Genomic DNA, 19,663 nt, shown 5'->3' with positions numbered 1-19,663 from the left:
CCTTGGTCATTTTATCTAAGCAAAAATCAATTGTTTTCCCTGACACATTCTTTGTGCAATTACCTTAATCTCCTCCATCATTGGACAATTTTTTGCTAATTCTATTAAGATTTTTTTCGTCTTAACTGTTATTTTTGCACCGATTTTTATTAAGGTTTCTCTTAACCTCAAAACTTGTGCTTTTTCTAACACTGTTCCCCGTGCCCCTTGTGCCAAAAATAATCTAAATTGATTCGCTATAAACTTTTGACAGCTTAATCTTTTCCCTTTTATTCCTAATTTTAATTCTTTAATTCTCTGTTCCAATGTTCTCCCTCTTTTTACATAAAAATCATCATAAATTTCTTAGGGTGTTTCTGCCATATTTGTCAGCAAAAATCTTGGATTTCCACCCCTAGATAACCACTCGGCTTTCATAATAATTCTACGGGGATTTTCCCAACTCCCTGCTTTATAATATACATCATCAAATAAACGGGCTTTTTCTTGTGTTTTAAAATACTCTAATCTTGCTTGATCTAATAAATAATCTACTTTTCTTTTTAACACTGGATTACTAGCATAACCAAAACAATATTTTACCCCCAATCTTTCACATAAATTTGTAATTTCGGGTAAAGAAAAACCTCCATCTCCACGCAAAGTTATTTTTAGCTGTGGCCATGCTTTTCTTAAGCGCCAAAATAACCATCTTAATATAGATAAAATTCCTTTTCCAGCATGAGAATTCCCCGGTCTTAATTGTACAATTAAAGGATAACCACTTTCTGCCTCATTAATTAAAATTGGGTAATAGATTCTGTTCTCCAATTTTTTCTTTATTGTACTTTCATGATCCCACTTTCGCAAGAGGTCTAATCATTAATATTAATTAATAAAAAATTTTAATCATTACTCTAATTTAATTCTATCTTAACTGGAAAGCCCTAAAAAATAAAGCTTTTCCCTGAAAATTTCAGTCATTAATTAATCTTTGATCATACCACTTCTTTAATGATTGTGTCACAATAAATAAAACAGAAAACTTAATTATAATTAAGGAGAAATTAAGATGGTAGCAACTCCCCTTAAAGTTGAAAAGCGTTTAACTATTCAAGTTCAAGATATTGCGGAAAATACCACTACGATCCGCTCTTTAGACTGGGATCGGGATCGTTTTGATATTGAATTTGGTTTACAAAATGGTACTACTTATAATTCTTATATTATTCGTGGGGAAAAACTGGCTTTAGTAGAAACTTCTCACGAAAAATTCCACCAATTATATATAGATACTCTTAATGGTTTAATTAATCCCCAAGATATTGATTATATTATTGTAAGTCATACTGAGCCAGATCATAGTGGTTTAGTGAAAGATGTTTTAAAATTAGCACCCCAAGCTACGGTAGTGGGGTCAAAAGTTGCATTAAAATTTTTAGAGGATTTAGTCCATAATCCTTTTAAACAACAGATTGTTAAAAGTGGTGATAAAATTGATTTAGGTAATGATCATATAATTGAATTTATTAATGCTCCTAATCTCCATTGGCCTGATACCATCTTAAGTTATGACTGGAAAACTGGCATTTTATACACCTGTGATGTGTTTGGAATGCACTACTGTTCTAATGCGGTCTGGGATGAAGATTTAAAGGCGATCGAGCCTGATTACCGTTTCTATTATGATTGTTTAATGGGGCCTAATGCCCGTTCCGTCTTAGGGGCTTTAAAACGCATGGAAAGTTTAGGGGAAATTACCCAAGTGGCCAATGGTCACGGGCCGCTATTAAAATATAATGTGAGTGAGTTGATCGCCCGTTACGATCGCTGGAGTAAAGCCCAAACTAAAGCAGAACAATTAGTATCTGTGTTCTATATTTCCGATTATGGTTATAGCGATCGCCTCTCCCAAGCCATTGCCAGAGGTATCAATAAAACAGGGGTAGGGGTGGAAATGGTTGATTTAAGAACGGCCGATCCCCAAGAAGTACAGGAAATACTCTCCCGTAGTTCTGCGATTATTATGGGAATGCCTCCTATTTCTGGTAATAATGCCAAAGAATTAACTACTAATATTGGCACAATTTTGGCGGCCGCTAAGGATAAACAATTGATCGGATTTTTTGAATCCTACGGTGGCAATGACGAACCGATCGATCCTCTGTTAACGAAGTTTCGAGAAATTGGTTTAGACTCAGCTTTTCCTCCCATTCGGATTAAAGATACTCCCTCAGAAAACATTTATCAAACTTGTGAGGAATCAGGGACGGACTTAGGGCAAAAATTAACCCAAACTCAGAAAGTTCAGAAACGAAAATCCCTTGATAGTGAATTAGATAAGGCGATCGGGCGCATCAGTGGCGGTTTATATATCATTACGGCTAAGAAAGGGGGGCTTTCCAGTGCGATGTTAGCCTCATGGGTAACACAAGCCAGTTTTGATCCCCCTGGGATCACCATTTCCGTGGCCAAAGATCGCGCGATCGAGTCTTTAATGCAGGTGGGTGATACATTTGTCTTAAATATTTTAGAAGAAGGCAAATATCAGCCCTTAATGAAGCACTTTTTAAAAAGATTCCCCCCAGGGGCCGATCGCTTTGAAGGGATCAAAACTCAAACTGCGGAAAATGGCTCACCAATTTTAACTGAGGCTTTAGCCTATTTAGAATGTGAGGTAATCAGCCGAATGGAATGCTCAGATCACTGGGTAGTTTATAGTAAAATAACATCTGGACGGGTTTCCGATCTTGATGGCTTAACGGCCGTTCATCATCGCAAAGTAGGAAATTATTATTAAATAATCAGTAATAAATAATAAATAATAAGTAATAAGTAATAAGTAAGATCGGGGGCGATCGTCATGGTAAAATAAATCAAATAACTAGCAAATTAAGTTAGATTAGGAAAATGCGAAGATTAGACGTTTTAATTATTGGTTTGGGCATTTTTGGTGCTGGAGGTATTATTTATCTCCTCTTTAAGTCTTTTGGTATTGATTCTCAACAAGCTGGGATCTGGAGTCAAGTTTTATTAATTTCCGGTGTGATCATCTGGATCACAACTTATCTGATCAGGGTGCTAACCCATAAAATGACTTATCATCAACAGCTTAAAGATTATGAGGAGGCCGTCATTCAAAAACGGTTTGAGGAAATGACCGCCGAAGAACTTGAACAGTTATCAATGGATAATTGACAATTGACAAGGGACAATTGACAATTAATCATTGTTCTTTGTTTAAATTTTTAAATTAATTTTATTCTAATGACTTCTATTTCTAATTGTTTTCAAGCCCTCAAGGCCGATGGTAAATGTGCCTTGATTCCTTTTATTACGGCCGGAGATCCGGATCTGGAAACTACAGCCAAAGCTTTAACCATTTTAGATCAAGCAGGGGCGGATCTGATTGAGTTAGGTGTACCTTATTCCGATCCCCTCGCTGATGGGCCTGTGATCCAAGCGGCCGCTACAAGGGCGTTAAATAAGGGGGTTTCCTTAGATCAGGTTTTAAATTTAGTCGCACAACTTAGCCCTAATCTGCGATCGCCGATCATTTTATTTACCTATTATAATCCGATTTTTCATCGTGGAATTGAGGTTTTTGTCAAACAAATAGCCCAAGCTGGTGTTAAGGGGCTAGTTGTGCCTGATCTCCCTTTAGAAGAAGCTGAAACGATTTTAAAAGCAACTTCTCAACACGGGATTGATTTAATTTTATTGGTAGCCCCCACAAGCCCGATGGAAAGAATCACGGCGATCGCCACTCAATCTCAGGGTTTTATCTATTTAGTGAGTGTAACGGGCGTAACGGGAATGCGTCAACAGGTAGCCAGTAGTTTAGAAACTTTATTGCCGATCTTAAAAAATGTTACGGATAAACCGATCGGCGTTGGTTTTGGCATTTCTGAGCCTGATCAAGCCTTAAAAGTTAAAAATCTAGGGGCTGATGCTGTGATCGTTGGCAGTGCTTTTGTCAAACGCTTGGCACAGGATGATCCCAACCAAGGCTTAAAAGAAATCGAATCTTTTTGTCGCAGTTTAAAAGAAGCAATTAATTAATCAGTAATAAGTAATAAGTAATAAGTATAGTCCCGTGATCGCCCTTCAATTGTTACATTTTTTGTAACCTAATCTTGAAACTCAAAATCTAATGTTAGGCTGAAATTAGGAAAAATTTTTCTCCTAATTTAATTAAGAGGTAATGATTATGAAAAAATTATATTTTCGTCACAAAACTATTACATTTTTGAGTTTAATTTTATTATCAAGTCAATTAATATTATCCTGCAATCAAGCCGGAAAAGCTCCTTCCATGACTCAAGTGCCTTTAAAAGAAGAAAGCGCACCCAGTGAATTAAAAAATGCCCCCGCCCCTTTAGCCCCTTCTGCTAAAATTCAAGCCGATGGCAATACCATTACTACCAATGAAAATATCAGCCCTGAAAGTGATATTCAGACTGAAAGAAACTCAAATCAAGAACAATATAATACCATCAATGAAAACCCTTTTCAGTTAGTAAAAATTAATCCCCTTTCCACTTTTTCAATTGATGTTGATTCGGCCTCTTATGCTAATATTAGAAGGTTTATTAATCAAGGTCAATTACCTCCTCCTGATGCGGTGAGAATTGAAGAATTAATTAATTATTTTACCTATGAATATCCCCAACCAACTAATAATAAACCCTTTTCTTTAACTACAGAAATTGCCCCCGCTCCTTGGAATAATCAACATCAATTAATTCAAATTGGTTTACAAGGTAAAAAAATCGCAACTGAAGATTTACCTCCTAGTAATTTGGTATTTTTAATTGATGTTTCAGGCTCAATGGAAGATGCAAATAAATTACCTTTATTAAAGTCAGCTTTTCGTTTATTAGTGAATGAATTAAGCGAAAAAGATCAGGTTTCTTTAGTAGTTTATGCGGGTACTTCTGGCCTAGTTTTACCCTCTACTTCTGCTAATGAAAAAGAGAAAATTTTACAGGCAATTGATAATTTACAAGCTGGGGGATCAACTGCCGGAGGTGAAGGTTTACAATTAGCTTATGCTGAGGCCAAAAAGAACTTTATTAAAAATGGAAATAACCGAGTAATTTTAGCCACAGATGGAGATTTTAATGTGGGAATTTCCAGTGATGAAGACTTAGTTAAATTAATCGAAGAAAAACGTCAAGATGGAATTTTTCTCAGTGTTTTAGGTGTGGGAATGGGTAATTTAAAAGATGCTAAAATGGAAAGTTTAGCTGATAAAGGTAATGGAAATTATGCCTATATTGATAATATTTTAGAAGCTAGAAAAGTTTTAGTTAGTCAAATGGGAGCAACTCTTTTAACTATTGCTAAAGATGTAAAAATTCAAGTAGAATTTAATCCCAATAAAGTCCAAGCTTATCGTTTAATTGGTTACGAAAATCGGTTATTACAAGCTCAAGATTTTAACGATGATACCAAAGATGCGGGAGAATTGGGAGCAGGTCATTCTGTGACTGCTTTATATGAAATTATCCCCACTGGTGTTAATTCTGATGTAAATTTACCCTCGATTGATGATTTAAAATATCAAAAAACAAATCCTAATTCAACTATTAGTAATACTGACGAAATAATGAATCTAAAATTACGTTATAAAGCACCTAATAGTAATACTTCAGAATTAATTACTCAAGGAATTACTAATGATAATCTGGAATTAAATAATACTTCTAATAATTTCCGTTTTGCGGCTTCTGTAGCAGAATTTGGCATGATTTTACGCAATTCTCAATATCAAGGTAATGCTAGTTTTAAGACTGTTTTAGAGTTAGCTAAAAATTCCCAAGGGGCGGATCTTGATGGCTACCGTGCTGAATTTATCCGGTTAGTTGAATCGGCGGAAAAATTAAATTAGATTTAATTTTGTTTGCTTAATTTTCCCAAGGAGATAATATTATTCAATCATAACTTTTTGAGTGAAACTGTCTTCATCTTGGATCTGATAAGTTAACGGATTTTCAATTACCGAAATAAGCTCATCTTTAGCACGAATCCTAAATAAATAATAACCATTATTTTCTAATATTTTAGTTAGATATTTTGTGGTTTCAATTTCGGTAAATTCAATGGGTAAACTACAGCGATCATAAACAGTTAAATAAATATGATAAGCCTCTAAAATTTGGGGATTAATTGTTACCTCTAAAACTGCACCTTTTAATAAATAATTATAAATAAATTGAGTATCAGGCGCGCCCACTGGTAAAAATTCAGCATGAACAAATTTTTCTGGTAAATTTTTACGATATTTTAAAATAGTAAATATATAATAATGTAAAGCTAAATAAAATAAATTTTTGCGATTAATAATTTGGTGATAAAAATTATTAATTTGAGGGTTAACTGGTTGGGGAGAAACATAATTAATTCCATCAATTTTTATCTGGGGTAAATAAATGGATTCTTGACGATTATAATAACGAATGCCAATGGAATATTTCCCCGTATTTAAAGTTAATTTTCGCCACTTATTATCTTGAGATAAAGACTGATTAAAAAACTCTTTTGAGGTAATACTGGTAATAGTTTGATAAGTGGGAAAACTATAAATAACGGCGATCCAAGATTGGGCAGATTGACAAGGGGATAATATATCTATTTCTAATAATTCTTTGACGGAAAAAGGCCCTAATGTGCCAATAATTGCATGGGTATTCCATCGTGGGCCTTTAGTCATTAAAACGGGTAAACTTAAGGTTGAATCAATCGTTTCTTGTGATAAAATTCGCCATTGTTGGGATTTATCCTGATTAGAATATAAGTAGGCAGTATAAAGAATACCAATGGAAAATTTCATCATTTTATAAAATAAAAATGATGCTAAGGCTAAAGGAATTTCTATTAAAGAATAGAGGGAATTTTTCATAAAGGATCAATAGATTTCTTGCACAAGTCAAGTAATAAGTAATAAGCAATTTTATTAGTTAGATAGATAGATATTTAATCTACTAATTAAATCAAAGATAAAAAAATAAATAGTTTGCTCTTAAATTTTAGCACTCAATTATAGCACTAAAATGTAACTACAAACTATTTAAAATCTAGTTAAAATTTTAAATTTTTTTAAAATGATTAAATAACCTGAATTGTTATTAATATAATTATAAGAAAAAAGAAGTTAATATATTGGTTAAAATTACAAAAATTATTAATAATTTCTAACTAAACTTTAACCTCTTTTTTATGATGAAAACGAATCCCTAAAACTAAATCATAGAGGAAATTCCAGAAGTTTTTACCTTCTAATAATCCTAAAGATTGATCGCAACCTTTTTGATCTAATAAAGGCTTCATCACATAATAACTTTTCTGATAACGATACCAAGGAATAGAGGGTAAAAGATGATGTACTAAATGATAATTTTGTCCTAAAATTAAAAGATTTAAAATGGCGCTAGGATAAACTCTGGCATTTTTCCAACGATTCTGTTCTTGGAACGGACGATGGGGAAAATAATCAAAAAATAATCCTAATGCTATTCCCACCACTAAAGCGGGAACAAACCAAAAGTGCATAATATATTCACTAAAACCATAGTGATAACTCAGAATAATTAAAGTTATCACAAATAAACGGCTCAAAAACCATTCTAATAACTCATAATTGCGCCATAAACGGCGTTGAAAGAAAAAGATTTCATGGTAGAAAAAACGGGCGGCGATCATCCATAAAGGGCCTCCCGTTGAGACAAAATGATCAGGATCATTTTCTGGATCATTAACATTGGCGTGATGCTGTAAATGTACCCTTGTAAAGACAGGAAATGCAAAGCCTAACATCAACGCACTACCATGCCCTAAAACTGCATTGAGAATTTTATTACTGTGGGCGCTATTGTGAGAAGCATCATGAATGACCGTACCTGAGAGGTGCAAAGCCAGAACATTTGCAGTAAAACAGCACCAGTCTGCCCAGCCCCAAAGCCAGTATCCGCACACTGATAAACTAATCAGTGTTAATGCACCTAAAAACATTCCCACATTAGGATTGAAGCCCCCATCGGCTTTAAGATAGTCTTTGGGAACTGTCAGCACCGTTTGAGCCGACTCCATCTTTACCTTTACTCCTTTATTTTAAGTTTTGTTTCTTTTTATTAACCATAGTTTACAATAATAGCGTTAATCTATAAAGTTTTGTAACAAAATTAGCGCATTTTACCAAATTAATGATTAGGAGAGTTAAGAAAATCTGTAGGGGTGAACGGCCGTTCACCCCTACAAAATTTATTTCTTTTAAAACAAAGATCTCAAAACGAGATTAAGATAAAGTCCATTCTGGGCGTAAATAAAGCCCTGATTTATATAAAACCTGTTCTTGATGGGTTTCGATCGTACAGTCGGACATAGGACGGGCTACACACAGTAAAATATAACCTGCTTGGGTTTCTGGGGGTTTTAAGAATTTTTGTTCATTTTGTTCCACTTGACCGCTAACTAATTTTCCCACACAACAGGAACATTCGCCTTTCATGCAACCTGAGGGTAAAGTAATCCCATTTTCATCTGCTACGTCAATAATATATTGATCTGAGGCGACTTGAATTGTTTGATCTAAACCGATATTTTCATTAATTAATCTAACTTGATAAGTTGGCATAATTTTAAGATATTTTTGAGCATATTGTTCAGATCTATTTTACTTCAGATATTTAGATTTAGTAAAAATTAATTATTCTAAAAATTTATAGAAAGGATGGGTTTGTCCCTGTTCAAATATTTTATCAACTTCCCGTTGTAAACGATATTTTTCTTGATCGGAAAAACCCCATAAAATCTCTTTACTTTGTCTGATTAATAAACCAAGAGTTAAACCGATACAAATAGATAAACAAATAGCAGAAAGTCGGTGATAAACTAAAGCATAACGCACGGCTGACCAGGTAAAATATTCAGCCCAAAGTTTAAATTCTGCTCTCAATTCCCAAAAGGAAAAAATACCAAGGGTTAACCAACAAATTAAGACAATTTTCCATTGACGAACAACGATTAATTGATAATATTTTTTTATTTTTGGTTCTAATTTTAATTTTTCATTATTCATAATAGTTTTATTTCTAAAATAAAAAAATCAGATCTATTTTAATTTTAACCGATCTGATTTTTAGTTAGGATTTTTAATTAATTTTAATTAAGCCCCTTTTTCCTATTCACTAATTATTGTCGGTTGTTGACTGAATTTACGTTTACGCCACCAAGCCAGAAGGGTACTAGCAAAAAAGATACTTGAATAAGAGCCTGAGACAAAACCAATTATTAAAGCTAAAGAAAAATATTTTAAAGTATCACCACCAAATATAAAAATAGCAATTAATGGCAATAAAGCGGTTAAAGAAGTATTAATTGAACGGGTTAAAGTTTGATTAACCGCATCATCTACTATTTGTTCAATTGAGCGTAAATTACCTTCTTTTTGATCTTGTTCAAGGTTTTCTCTAATGCGATCATAAATTACAACGGTATCATTAACAGAAAAGCCAATTATTGTTAGTAATGCCACTAAAAATAGACTATCTACTTCCACATTTGCCACTAAACCTAAGATAGCAAAAAATCCACAGGTAACTAATACATCATGAACTAAAGCTAAAATAGCAAAAACGGCATAATCTAATTGGAAACGGAAAGTTAAATAAACCACAATTCCCACAAAAGAAATAATTAAAGCCAAAATTCCGGATCTAAATAATTCTTTCCCAATAGTAGGGCCTACGGTATCAATTTGAATGCTTTGGGGATCAAATTGTCCTATTTTTTGATTGAGGGAATTAATTAATTGATTTCGTTTTTCTGGCTCTAAAGTTTCGGTGCGAATAGATAAACTATATTGATCCAAAACTTGTACACTACTACTACCTAATTTTTCTTGATTAAGAATTGCTTGAACAGGGGCAGTATTGATGGGGGCTTGGCAATTTTTCTGGGCGGCACAACTTAATTCTAATTGAATTCTTGTCCCGCCCACAAAGTCTAAACTAGGGCGTAATGGAGCATGAAGAATATTAAAAGAAATGATCATTCCAATAATACCAAATAAAATGCCGATCGCCGAAAATGTCCACCAAAATTTTTGTTGTTTAATAACACTAAATTTAATCATTTGTTATTGTTTATTTGTTATTAGTTATTGGTTATTAGTTATTGGTTATTGGTTATTAGTTATTCGTTATCATTTATTACTTCCCACTTCCCACTTCCCACTTCTCACTGATCAGTGGTAACAGTTGAAGATAAATTAGGGCAAAATAATTCCGGTTTTTGACGAACTCCGGGTAAACTTAAAACCACCCATAATAATAAAGTTCGACTGCAAGTAATAGCCGTAAACATACTAATTAAAACACCCATTGCTAAGGTTAAAGCAAAACCTTTAACTAAACCTGAGCCTAAATAAAACAGCGCACCACAGGCGATTAAAGTAGTAACATTACTATCTAAAATACTGGAAAAAGCCCGATAAAAGCCCGATTCCACCGAACGATAAAGGGTTTTTCCTGCCCTTAATTCTTCTCTGGTACGTTCAAAAATTAAGACATTAGCATCCACCGCCATGCCTATACTTAAAATAAATCCGGCGATCCCAGGTAAAGTTAAAGTAACTCCAAAAATGGAATAGGAGGCTAAAGTTAATAAAGCATAGATAATTAAAGCAATATCCGCAATAAGACCGGGTAAACGATAATAAACACCAATAAAAATGAGTACAAAAATTAATCCAGCCAAACCTGCATAAATACTCGCTTTAATACTATCTTGTCCTAAAGTTGCGCCAACGGTGCGATTTTCCACGATTTTAACGGGTACGGGTAAAGAACCCCCTTCTAACTGTAAAGATAGATCTCTGGCACTTTCAAGGGTAAAATTACCTGTAATAACCACATTCCCCCCCGTAATACCTGTGGCCGCAAATTCAGGCCCAACATTGGGAGCGCTAATGAGAGCATTATCCAGAAAAATGCCCATTCTGCGGCCAGTTCCCGCAATATCTTTAGTTAATTGTGCAAATTGTTGCGCACCTTGTGAGTTAAATTTGAGGGTAACTTCCCATAATTTGCTATTTTGTACAGGTTGATAACCTGATTTAATTAAATTTTTCCCTGTTAAACCTGTTTTTTCATATAAATTTTCAGATAATTGATTAATTTGATTTTGTTTATCTTCAATTTGTTTAGTTAAATTAGCTAATTCTTGTTGATCTGGGTTTTCAGCCGTTTGTTTTTGGGCAAAAGACTGTAATAATTCCTGTAATTCCTGTTGTCTAACTTGAAATTCTGTTTTAGCTTGAACATCGGCCGTTTCTTTTCTAAAATCAAGTTGGGCTGTTCCCCCTAAAACTTTTTCGGCTTGGGTGGGATCACTGACTCCGGGTAATTGAACTAAAACTCGTTTTTCCCCTACTTTTTGCACTACAGCCTCAGAAACTCCTAAGCCGTTAACCCGTTTTTCAATGACGTTTTTCACCCCATCAAGTTTTTCAGGAGTAATTTGAGGAACTTCGGGAGTAGTTTGTAATTCAACGGTTAATTGTGTACCTCCTCTTAAATCTAGCCCCAATTGTAAGGGATATTGGGAAGGATTTTGTAATAATGGTCTAACTAAAATTGTAATTGCCCCAAGTATTAGTACAAAAATTAGTACCAATAAGGTTTGTTGTCTTTGCATATATATTTAGTTATTGGTTATTGGTTATTAGTTATTTGTTATTGGTCACTGGTCACTGGTAACTGGTCATTGGTCATTGGTCATTACTTCCCACTTCCCACTTCCCACTTCCCACTTCTCACTGTTATGCCATAATATTTTTTACAGCATTAACAATATCTTCAGGTTGTACAATAGTTAAACGCTCTAATTTACCATTGTAAGGAGTAGGAATATCCTGAGAAGAAAGTCTGATCACAGGCGCATCTAATTCATCAAAGAAATGATCATTAATTAAAGCAATTAATTCCGCTCCGATCCCACCAGTTTTCATACATTCTTCCACAATGATCACTTTATGAGTTTTGCGAATAGAATTACCGATCGCTTCTAAATCAAAAGGTTTTAAACTAATTAAATCAATAATTTCAGGATCATAACCTTCTTTTTCCAATTGTTTAAGAGCTTGAGTACAATGGTGACGCATCCGAGAATAGGTTAAAATGGTCACATCTTTACCTGTTTTCACCATTTCAGCCTTATCTAAAGGCACAAGGTATTCACCATCGGGTAAATCGTCTTTTAAGTTATATAATAAAACGTGTTCAAAGAATAAAACCGGATTATCGTCTCTAATCGCTGATTTTAAGAGACCTTTGGCATTATAGGAAGTGGAACAAGCCACAATTTTTAACCCCGGCACAGCATGGAAATAAGCCTCTAAACGCTGGGAATGTTCTGCCCCCAACTGTCTGCCCACACCACCTGGGCCTCGGATCACCATCGGAATTTTAAAATTACCCCCAGAGGTATATCTAAGCATTCCCGCATTATTGGCGATCTGGTTGAAAGCTAAGAGTAAAAAGCCCATATTCATGCCCTCAATAATGGGGCGTAAACCGGTAATAGCAGATCCCACCGCCATACCACAAAAACTATTTTCGGCGATCGGGGTATCTAAAACCCGTAAGTCACCATATTTTTTATAAAGATCCTTGGTTACTTTGTATGATCCGCCATAATGACCCACATCTTCACCGAGAACATAAACTTTATCATCCCTTGCCATTTCCTCATCTATTGCTTGGCGCAGGGCGTTAAACATTAAGGTTTCTGCCATTTTTTTCCTTATTCGATAAACTGTGTCATTAATCCTATCATTTTTTGCTCATAAAATAAATATATAGCAATCCTAAATAGGTCATAACAGATATAATATTAATTATAATCTAAATTCAAGGAAAAAAAAATGAACATTATTTCTGAGTTAAATGATTTTATCAATCAAACAAAAGAGGCTAAAGAAATAAAAAGGGCTTTAGCTGTCAAAATGATTTTAGAAGGAAAATCATACCATGAAGTAAAAGAATTATTACAAGTTTCTCATAGCTTTATTAGTATGTGGAAAAATCAAGCTCTTTTTTGTGGAGTAGAAAGCTTGAAATTACAGTTTAAAGGAACTAAAAGTGAATTAAAACCAGAAGAAAAAGACCAAGTTATTAATTGGTTAAGAGAGCAAGAATATTTAAGATTATCAGATTTAAAAATTTATTTAGAGCGAGAATATAATATTATTTATAAATCCAATCAAAGTTATTATAGTTTGCTCAAAGAAGCGAAAATAAGTTGGAAAAAACTCAAAAAAGAATCCGGCTAAAAATGACGAATTAGTCGAAGCTAAAAAAAAGAAATCAGTGAAAAATTAGAGATTTGGAAAGAAGAAATAGAGAGTGGAGAGCTTGTAGTGTTTATGATTGATGAATGTCATTTACTTTGGGGAGACATTTTAGGTTATGTTTGAGGAAGAACAGATCAAAGAATAGAAATTCCCATTAAAAATGAAAAAAGCCGACAAACTTATTATGGGGCATTAGACTATCAAACTAAAGAATTTATTGTCAAAGAATATGAAAGTGGAAATACAGAAAATACGATCAAATTTATCAAGTATTTACTATCAAAAAGAAAAGGAAAAAGATTAGCAATATTTTGGGATGGAGCAACCTATCATGACTCAAAAGAATTTAGGGAGTATTTAACTATAATAAATCAAGATTTATTGGAAGAAGAATGGTTAATTACTTGTCATAAATTTGCCCCTAATGCTCCAGAACAAAATCCGGTAGAAGATATTTGGCTACAAGTGAAAAATTTTATTAGACAATTCTATCATTTATGTAAATCATTTAAAATAGTAAAGTGGCTATTTAAGTTTTTTGCGCATGGTCAAATATTTGATTTCCCCAAACTTTATCAATATGGAATTTTGCCACAACCTATTTAGGATTGCTATAGCAGTCCTAAATTGGTCGTGGCAAAAAAAGTTAACCCTTTTGTTATTCATTATTCGTTATTTCTTATTCATAATAACACTTTAACTCTGTTTTTAAAAATAATTGATTTGCCACAAGCCATTTAGGATCGCTATAGTAATAAATTCAAGTCAATTTATGTTAGAATAAATTTGTTTTTTTTATAATTTTTGATTAATTAGTATCATAACAAACTGATAATGAAGATGAAAATCGATCAAATCATAATTAAATCTTTCCCAATGAAATTAATTAAAATTATTGCGATCCTTGTGATGATCTGCGCAATAATCTTAGATCTATACGTTATTTTTTTATTATTTAATAATCGAGAATTGCCTGATTTATTAAAACTTTTAAGTATTTTTGGTACAGTGGCAATTGTTGTTCATCTAATTGAAGGAATTATTGCAGGTTTTTTGGCAAAAAATCAAGGTAAAAATATCTTAAATTCTGCAATTTATACTTTTTTCATAGGTACAATTGCTTTTTGGGAATTGAGAATAAAAGATCAGCAAAATCAATCAAAATCAGTTAAAATAAACTAAAAAAGAACTTTGTAATGATCGTAAAAATCCATGACCTCATATTCTATTGGTGTACGAGAACTTCCCCTTTTTCCTCTCCCTGAACTGGTTTTGTTTCCCAGTCGTCCCTTACCTTTACATATTTTTGAATATCGTTATCGGATCATGATGAATACGATCCTTGAAGGCGATCGCCGTTTTGGGGTGTTAATGTTTGATCCCAGTCAAGGTACAATTGCCAATGTTGGTTGTTGTGCGGAGATCATCCATTTTCAACGCTTACCCGATGATCGGATGAAAATTTTAACATTAGGTCAATCTCGATTTAGAGTTTTAGAATTTATTAGGGAAAAACCCTATCGAGTAGGTTTAGTGGAATGGATCGAAGATGAACCTATTAATAATAATTTAAGGCCGATGGCCATGACAGTTAAAAACTTATTACAAGATGTGGTTCACTTATCATCAAAATTGACAGATCAAATAATCGAAATTCCCAAAGATATTCCCAGTACACCCCTTGAATTATCCTATTGGGTAGCCAGTAATTTAGCGGGAGTTGCCCTCGAACAACAAAGTTTATTAGAAATGCAAAACACTCAACAACGCTTAGAAAGAGAGTTAGAAATTTTGTCTTCTACTTGTAAACATTTGGCCGCTAGAACTGCTTTAAAAGATGCTTTAAATTAGTTATTTGTTATTAGTTATTGGTTATTGGTTATTCTTTAATAATTATATAATAATATTGAATAAATATTTAATATTCTATGATGAATTAATTATTTTTTGATAGATCAACTTAAATTTTTGTTTCTAATAATAAATAACTAATCATAATTATAACTTTTCTCCACTTAAAATAAAAATCGGATCCATTGCTACAAAAGTTTGTTGAATACCGATTGTTTCTAAACGATTAATTCCCGATTGAACTACCTCAATATTTCGGGCTTGAAGTTGGGAAAAACTTTCGGAAATTTTGTATAAAGTCTCTAAATTAGTAGCAGTAACTACTACCCTTCCTTGGGGTTTTAAATATTGCCAAATTTCTTGTAACATTCCTTTAATTGACTTACCTCCTTCTAAACAAACTCGATCGGGTAAAGGCTTAATTTCAGGGAAACATTCGGGGGCATTACCTTCAATAATTTTAACATTTTTAACCTCAAAAGTATCACAATTTGTTCTAATTAAACGGGCGACATCTTCATCTCTTTCAATGGCAATAATTTGACTATTAGGACATAATAAACCCATCTCTACGGGAATTGTACCAGTCCCTGCTCCAATATCCCATAAAACAGAATTAGCAGTCATTCTTAAAGCAGAAATTAATAATAATCTTACTTCTTTTTTGGTTAAGGGAATACCCGCAAGTCTTGTAAACATTTGATCTGGGATGCCGGGGGTTACATATTTCCACATAATAATAAGTAATAAATTAGATTGTATTAATATTATAGCAGTCCTCAATTAATAGTTCAAAATTTAATTAAATAATAATTTTAATAGTTTCTAAAGATGAATCACTCGCTCCTGTAATTATACCACCAAAATTTAAAACTTGTTGTAAATAATTAATAGTTTCTAAAGTAATTTCATCTCCTGGTAATAATAAGGGTATTCCGGGGGGATAGGGGCAAATTAATTCCCCACTAATTTTACCTATTGTTTCTTCAATTTTTACGCTTTTTGTTTGGGAAAAATAGGCTTCTCTGGGTGAAATTTTTAAAGGGCAATTATTATTAATTGGTGGTAATTTAAAGTTAGCAAAATCGTTATTTGCCAATGGTTTAATATTTTTTAAAGCTTTAATTAAACTATTAATATCCTCTTGAGTATTACCTAAACTAATGATAAATGTTAGATGATTTAACATTGGTAATTCTGCTGTAATATTATATTTTTCTCTTAATAAATCATCTAATTCAAAACCTGTCATTTTTAACTTATCTGTAAAAATCGTTAAACGAGTAGGATCTAAATAATGAAATCCTTTTTGGGGTAAATTATTTCTTTCTAATATCTTAATATTTTGATTTTTTTTAAGTTCTTTTCTGGCATAATTCGCAATATTTAAGGTATTTTCCATTAATATTTTTCCGTCACTCATCATCTGTTGTCTCGCACCATCGAGAGAGGCTAATAATAAGTAACTTGGGCTTGTGGTTTGTACTAATTGTAAGGCTTGACTAATGCGATCGCTGTCTATTCGATCACCTTTAAGATGGAGCATTGAGGCTTGTGTCATTGCCCCCAATATTTTATGAGTTGACTGAATGACCAGATCAGCCCCCAAACTTAGGCCAGATGGTGGTAAATCCCGATAAAAACAAAAGTGAGGACTATGAGCCTCATCTACAATCAAAGGGATTTGATAGTTATGAGTTATGTGAGCTATAGCTTCAAGATCCGCACAAATACCTTGATAGGTGGGTGATACCACAAAGACGGCTTTAGCGTCTGAATGGGCTTCTAAAGCGGTTTTAACGGCTTCTGGGGTGATATTATAGGTTAAATTTAATTCTTGATTATATTCAGGGTTAATAAAGATAGGAATGGCACCGGAAAGTATTAATCCAGAAATAGCAGATTGATGGCAATTTCTCGGTAAAATAATTTTATCATTGGGGTTACAAGTTGCTAAAATTGAAGCAATAATGCCACAGGTTGATCCGTTAACTAAAAACCAAGTTTTATCTGCTTTAAAAGCTTGACTTGCTAAGTTTTGAGCTTCTTTTATGACAGTTTCAGGGGCGAAAAGATTATCTAAATCTGGTAATTCTGGTAAATCAGCTTTAAAGACTTTTTTACCTAATAAATTAAGGAGATATTTACTAATACCTTTACCCCTTTTGTGGCCGGGGGCGTAAAAGGCAATATCAGGATTTTTTACTAATTTTTTTAGTTGATTTAATAAGGGTAAGTTATTCATTAATTATTAGTTATTGATTATTTGTCATTGGTCATTTGTTAGAAATTAATTATCAATTATTAATTATCAATTGTCAACTGTTTATTGTGTTTTTGATAAGATAAAAACATTGCCTTCATTACCTCGACTAATGCGTAAATTATCATCTAAATATGTAATTTCTAACCAAGGTTGATTTTGATCATTATTAATTTTAAAATCAAGGGGTAAAAAATTTTTCCCTGTTTCTAATAAATTAATAAATTGAGGGGGATTTTGATAATTTAATAATCTTTGTAACCCAACAATTGATCGTTCAAAATTAACTTTAATTCTTTTATGAGATACTGATGTAAAATTAGCGGTTACGGTAATTAAACCCTCTAAAAGTGGTAATCCTAAAATTTCCGCAATGTTATATATTTTATTATTTTTAACGGAAATATATTGATAGATTTGTCCTAATTTAACTAAAGGAACTCGATCTAAACCTAATAAAGATTTACTGGTAGTATAGAGTAAACGCCAATTACCGTTTAATTGCTCCTTGGCCGAAAGTGGGTTAACAGTAGGATTATGGTCTTCTAATTGTTCTACAATGGTTAAAACTTTAATATTATCGAGATCATTGGCTAATAAACCTCGATTTTTTCCGGCGATCGCTTCTAATAATTCGGCTTTTTTGTCCATAGTTGATATTTAATCTTAGATAATTAGCAAAAATCAAATTTCAATGATAAACTAAATTTTAATCTATCTATTTTTTATTTTAATTACTAATTGTATCATTATGAAAAATCCTTCTTTAAGTCAAAAACCAAGACAAGAACCCGCAAGTGTTATTCCCATGAAACAAGAAACCTCTTTATTAGATTGGTTAAAAGAAACGGGAAGACTCATGCCCCGTGAAGCCAAAGATTTTGATGTCATGGGCGATGAAGATGAAGAAATTTCAGAATTAATGGAAGTAGATGACAGCGATCTTGATGAAGATGATATGCTTTTAGAAGATTAAATAATTGATAATTGATAATTAATTTCTAACAAATGACAAATGACAAATAATTAATTTTTAATATTTCTGGTGTGAGTGAATTGTGACAACAAAAACTGGTTCTAAAAAAACTTTATTTAAACCCACAGGTAGGAGTTTATTATTTCTATTAACTCTAATTTTAGGTTTATTTACTATTATTATAGACTGGCAAAATTATCAAATTTTTAATCAATTTAATTTTCTTAATTCTTTCAGTTTTCCTTTAATTATTGCTGGTTTAGTTTCTGCTATTTTAGGCTCGATCGTTGTCCCGATTTTACAAAGATTAAAAACAGGGCAAATCATCCAAGAAGACGGGCCTCAAACCCATTTAAAAAAAGCAGGAACTCCTACGATGGGAGGGATCTTTTTTATTCCCGTAGTCGCTATTTTAGCTATAATTTTAACGGGTTTTAATTCCCAAGTAATCGCAGTTTGTTTATTAACTTTAGCCTATTGTGCCATCGGTTTATTAGATGATTGGCAAATCTTAAAATTAAAATCAAATAAAGGCATTTCCCCCCGCATGAAATTAATTTTACAAATCATCGGGGCGACTTTATTTTGTAGTTGGATGAGTTTCACTCAATCAGCAGATTTGACTCAGATTAAATTACCTTTTAATCTGATTATTTCTCTGGGTATTTTCTTTTGGATTATTGCCGTTTTTGTCTTAATTGCGGAAAGTAATGCTACTAATATTACCGATGGGGTGGACGGTTTAGCCGGAGGGACAACGGCGATCGCTGCGATCGGCTTAGGAATTGTCGTAGCACCCACCCACCCTCATTTAATGGTCTTTTGTGCCTGTTTGGCCGGAGGTTGTCTCGGTTTTGTGGTTCACAATCATAATCCTGCTAAAGTTTTTATGGGGGATACGGGATCACTGGCCTTAGGCGGAGCATTAGGAGCAGTAGGCTTATTAAGTGGGAATCTTTGGGCATTATTTATTATTAGTGGCTTATTTTGTATAGAATGTATTTCCGTCATTGCTCAAGTTTATTATTATAAAGCAACTAAAGACGCAAATGGCATTGGAAAAAGATTATTAAAAATGGCGCCAATTCACCACCATATCGAACTTAGCGGGTGGAGTGAAACTCAAATTGTCGGTTTATTTTATTTAATAAATACAGCTTTAGTTATCTTAGCTTTAATTATTAAATAAATTTGTTAAATTTTAATGTTTATGTTAAAATAAATAACAGCTATAATCGCC

Annotated in this window: 18 protein-coding genes and 2 pseudogenes; 9 read left to right on the top strand and 11 right to left on the bottom strand. The window is 33.0% G+C overall.

Features of this window, described 5'->3' with window-relative positions:
- Positions 1–15: 15 nt before the first annotated feature.
- A pseudogene (locus tag Anndu_RS13915) lies at positions 16–804 on the bottom strand (IS1380 family transposase); the annotation flags it as partial.
- Between the two features lie 247 nt (positions 805–1,051).
- Here Anndu_RS13915 and Anndu_RS13910 point away from each other — a divergent pair.
- The 4 genes from Anndu_RS13910 (at position 1,052) to Anndu_RS13895 (ending at position 5,872) form a co-directional block, all read left to right on the top strand.
- On the top strand, positions 1,052–2,779 hold the full coding sequence (locus Anndu_RS13910; RefSeq protein ID WP_464101780.1) for a diflavin flavoprotein: 1,728 nt from the start codon (positions 1,052–1,054) through the stop codon (positions 2,777–2,779).
- 110 nt (positions 2,780–2,889) lie between these two features.
- Positions 2,890–3,177 carry a DUF3007 family protein gene (locus tag Anndu_RS13905; RefSeq protein ID WP_464101779.1) on the top strand — a complete coding sequence of 96 codons (288 nt, stop codon included), beginning with the start codon at positions 2,890–2,892 and terminating at the stop codon, positions 3,175–3,177.
- A 69-nt stretch (positions 3,178–3,246) separates the two neighbouring features.
- Positions 3,247–4,041 (top strand): tryptophan synthase subunit alpha, encoded by a 795-nt coding sequence (gene trpA / locus Anndu_RS13900; protein WP_464101778.1) that lies wholly within the window; start codon positions 3,247–3,249, stop codon positions 4,039–4,041.
- Between the two features lie 148 nt (positions 4,042–4,189).
- Positions 4,190–5,872, top strand: coding sequence for a vWA domain-containing protein (locus tag Anndu_RS13895; protein WP_464101777.1), 1,683 nt, complete (start codon positions 4,190–4,192; stop codon positions 5,870–5,872).
- Between the two features lie 39 nt (positions 5,873–5,911).
- Here Anndu_RS13895 and Anndu_RS13890 read toward each other — a convergent pair whose 3' ends face one another.
- From Anndu_RS13890 to Anndu_RS13860, 7 genes are all read right to left on the bottom strand, one after another.
- Complete coding sequence (locus tag Anndu_RS13890) at positions 5,912–6,883, bottom strand: DUF6208 family protein (RefSeq protein WP_464101776.1); 972 nt, start codon at positions 6,881–6,883, stop codon at positions 5,912–5,914.
- A gap of 296 nt (positions 6,884–7,179) precedes the next feature.
- On the bottom strand, positions 7,180–8,070 hold the full coding sequence (gene crtR, locus Anndu_RS13885; protein WP_464101775.1) for a beta-carotene hydroxylase: 891 nt from the start codon (positions 8,068–8,070) through the stop codon (positions 7,180–7,182).
- 205 nt (positions 8,071–8,275) lie between these two features.
- Positions 8,276–8,614 carry a 2Fe-2S iron-sulfur cluster-binding protein gene (locus tag Anndu_RS13880; protein ID WP_464101774.1) on the bottom strand — a complete coding sequence of 113 codons (339 nt, stop codon included), beginning with the start codon at positions 8,612–8,614 and terminating at the stop codon, positions 8,276–8,278.
- Between the two features lie 72 nt (positions 8,615–8,686).
- Positions 8,687–9,058: a hypothetical protein gene (locus tag Anndu_RS13875; RefSeq protein WP_464101773.1), complete on the bottom strand. Its 372-nt coding sequence runs from the start codon at positions 9,056–9,058 to the stop codon at positions 8,687–8,689.
- A 102-nt stretch (positions 9,059–9,160) separates the two neighbouring features.
- Positions 9,161–10,111 (bottom strand): protein translocase subunit SecF, encoded by a 951-nt coding sequence (secF, locus tag Anndu_RS13870; RefSeq protein ID WP_464104102.1) that lies wholly within the window; start codon positions 10,109–10,111, stop codon positions 9,161–9,163.
- A 107-nt stretch (positions 10,112–10,218) separates the two neighbouring features.
- Positions 10,219–11,676: a protein translocase subunit SecD gene (gene secD, locus Anndu_RS13865; RefSeq protein ID WP_464101772.1), complete on the bottom strand. Its 1,458-nt coding sequence runs from the start codon at positions 11,674–11,676 to the stop codon at positions 10,219–10,221.
- A gap of 124 nt (positions 11,677–11,800) precedes the next feature.
- Positions 11,801–12,775 (bottom strand): pyruvate dehydrogenase complex E1 component subunit beta, encoded by a 975-nt coding sequence (locus tag Anndu_RS13860; protein ID WP_464101771.1) that lies wholly within the window; start codon positions 12,773–12,775, stop codon positions 11,801–11,803.
- 138 nt (positions 12,776–12,913) lie between these two features.
- Between Anndu_RS13860 and Anndu_RS13855 the strand changes: the two are divergent.
- The 3 genes and pseudogenes from Anndu_RS13855 (at position 12,914) to Anndu_RS13845 (ending at position 15,184) form a co-directional block, all read left to right on the top strand.
- A pseudogene (locus Anndu_RS13855) lies at positions 12,914–13,939 on the top strand (IS630 family transposase).
- Positions 13,940–14,209: 270 nt separating this feature from the next.
- The gene (locus Anndu_RS13850; protein ID WP_464101770.1) at positions 14,210–14,515 is read left to right on the top strand and encodes a hypothetical protein; all 306 of its coding nucleotides are present in this window, start codon (positions 14,210–14,212) and stop codon (positions 14,513–14,515) included.
- A gap of 30 nt (positions 14,516–14,545) precedes the next feature.
- Positions 14,546–15,184, top strand: a complete 639-nt coding sequence (locus Anndu_RS13845) for an LON peptidase substrate-binding domain-containing protein (protein WP_464101769.1) — start codon at positions 14,546–14,548, stop codon at positions 15,182–15,184.
- A 147-nt stretch (positions 15,185–15,331) separates the two neighbouring features.
- Here the strand turns inward: Anndu_RS13845 and cbiT are convergent, their stop codons facing one another.
- The 3 genes from cbiT to Anndu_RS13830 form a co-directional block, all read right to left on the bottom strand.
- On the bottom strand, positions 15,332–15,922 hold the full coding sequence (gene cbiT, locus Anndu_RS13840; protein ID WP_464104101.1) for a precorrin-6Y C5,15-methyltransferase subunit CbiT: 591 nt from the start codon (positions 15,920–15,922) through the stop codon (positions 15,332–15,334).
- Between the two features lie 64 nt (positions 15,923–15,986).
- Complete coding sequence (locus Anndu_RS13835; RefSeq protein ID WP_464101768.1) at positions 15,987–17,429, bottom strand: aminotransferase class I/II-fold pyridoxal phosphate-dependent enzyme; 1,443 nt, start codon at positions 17,427–17,429, stop codon at positions 15,987–15,989.
- Positions 17,430–17,510: 81 nt separating this feature from the next.
- A complete protein-coding gene (locus Anndu_RS13830) occupies positions 17,511–18,098 on the bottom strand; it encodes a PAP/fibrillin family protein (protein ID WP_464101767.1) in 588 nt (195 codons plus the stop codon).
- Positions 18,099–18,198: 100 nt separating this feature from the next.
- Between Anndu_RS13830 and Anndu_RS13825 the strand changes: the two genes are divergently transcribed.
- Both Anndu_RS13825 and mraY read left to right on the top strand, forming a co-directional pair.
- Positions 18,199–18,423, top strand: a complete 225-nt coding sequence (locus Anndu_RS13825) for a DUF3134 domain-containing protein (protein WP_464101766.1) — start codon at positions 18,199–18,201, stop codon at positions 18,421–18,423.
- An 82-nt stretch (positions 18,424–18,505) separates the two neighbouring features.
- Positions 18,506–19,612, top strand: coding sequence for a phospho-N-acetylmuramoyl-pentapeptide-transferase (gene mraY / locus Anndu_RS13820; RefSeq protein ID WP_464101765.1), 1,107 nt, complete (start codon positions 18,506–18,508; stop codon positions 19,610–19,612).
- The last annotated feature ends 51 nt before the right edge of the window (positions 19,613–19,663 follow it).

It is taken from the genome of Annamia dubia NIES-4383 (assembly GCF_055394725.1).
Note: the sequence above shows the minus strand (reverse complement) of the source record. Positions and strands in the feature narration are given on the sequence as shown.

Bases quoted from the DNA above. Each gene is read 5' to 3' on its own strand.
- Anndu_RS13910 (WP_464101780.1), top strand. From the start codon at position 1,052: ATGGTAGCAACTCCCCTTAAAGTTGAAAAGCGTTTAACTATTCAAGTT.
- Anndu_RS13905 (WP_464101779.1), top strand. From the start codon at position 2,890: ATGCGAAGATTAGACGTTTTAATTATTGGTTTGGGCATTTTTGGTGCT.
- trpA (WP_464101778.1), top strand. From the start codon at position 3,247: ATGACTTCTATTTCTAATTGTTTTCAAGCCCTCAAGGCCGATGGTAAA.
- Anndu_RS13895 (WP_464101777.1), top strand. From the start codon at position 4,190: ATGAAAAAATTATATTTTCGTCACAAAACTATTACATTTTTGAGTTTA.
- Anndu_RS13890 (WP_464101776.1), bottom strand. From the start codon at position 6,883: ATGAAAAATTCCCTCTATTCTTTAATAGAAATTCCTTTAGCCTTAGCA.
- crtR (WP_464101775.1), bottom strand. From the start codon at position 8,070: ATGGAGTCGGCTCAAACGGTGCTGACAGTTCCCAAAGACTATCTTAAA.
- Anndu_RS13880 (WP_464101774.1), bottom strand. From the start codon at position 8,614: ATGCCAACTTATCAAGTTAGATTAATTAATGAAAATATCGGTTTAGAT.
- Anndu_RS13875 (WP_464101773.1), bottom strand. From the start codon at position 9,058: ATGAATAATGAAAAATTAAAATTAGAACCAAAAATAAAAAAATATTAT.
- secD (WP_464101772.1), bottom strand. From the start codon at position 11,676: ATGCAAAGACAACAAACCTTATTGGTACTAATTTTTGTACTAATACTT.
- Anndu_RS13860 (WP_464101771.1), bottom strand. From the start codon at position 12,775: ATGGCAGAAACCTTAATGTTTAACGCCCTGCGCCAAGCAATAGATGAG.
- Anndu_RS13850 (WP_464101770.1), top strand. From the start codon at position 14,210: ATGAAATTAATTAAAATTATTGCGATCCTTGTGATGATCTGCGCAATA.
- Anndu_RS13845 (WP_464101769.1), top strand. From the start codon at position 14,546: ATGACCTCATATTCTATTGGTGTACGAGAACTTCCCCTTTTTCCTCTC.
- Anndu_RS13835 (WP_464101768.1), bottom strand. From the start codon at position 17,429: ATGAATAACTTACCCTTATTAAATCAACTAAAAAAATTAGTAAAAAAT.
- Anndu_RS13830 (WP_464101767.1), bottom strand. From the start codon at position 18,098: ATGGACAAAAAAGCCGAATTATTAGAAGCGATCGCCGGAAAAAATCGA.
- Anndu_RS13825 (WP_464101766.1), top strand. From the start codon at position 18,199: ATGAAAAATCCTTCTTTAAGTCAAAAACCAAGACAAGAACCCGCAAGT.